Source organism: Parvimonas sp. D2, from assembly GCF_035282635.1.
In the GTDB taxonomy this organism is placed as follows: Bacteria; Bacillota; Clostridia; order Tissierellales; family Peptoniphilaceae; genus Parvimonas.
The window spans coordinates 1-394 of the sequence record NZ_JAYKBO010000016.1 but is presented as its reverse complement, the minus strand read 5'-3'; the positions used below and the strand labels follow the sequence as shown (position 1 = coordinate 394).

Genomic DNA, 394 nt, shown 5'->3' with positions numbered 1-394 from the left:
CTGCCTGGTGCGAACCGTACGCCTGTCTTCTCGATCAATGATGATCACGTCACCTACATCACGGAGAAGAGCTACCAGCCACGTGCGCCTATTAATGAACTGTGCAACCATATCGTAGGCACTTTCGTTGATGCCCAAAGTGGCTTCCAGGAAAAAGCTTTACCGACGCTGCAGAATAAGCAGTGGGAGAAAAACGACGGCGGGGAACGTTTCTCTGCCCAGTATACTTTCCGGGCTATCAATTCTGATTCCCAGGTACAACGTATTACCCAGCGCATGTATGAGGGTACGCGCAACCAGGCAACTATTGCTTTTGCCTTGCCTTTGTGGGCCATTGAGCTTGAGCAAGGTGATTGGTTTGAAATGTCCTCAGCACGCTGGGGATTTACCAATA

At 50.3% G+C, this 394-nt stretch carries 1 protein-coding gene; it reads left to right on the top strand.

The genetic code is table 11. From position 1 onward, the window contains the following. On the top strand, positions 1-394 hold a 394-nt coding region (locus VJI77_RS07390), incomplete at both ends, for a phage tail protein (RefSeq protein WP_323988945.1).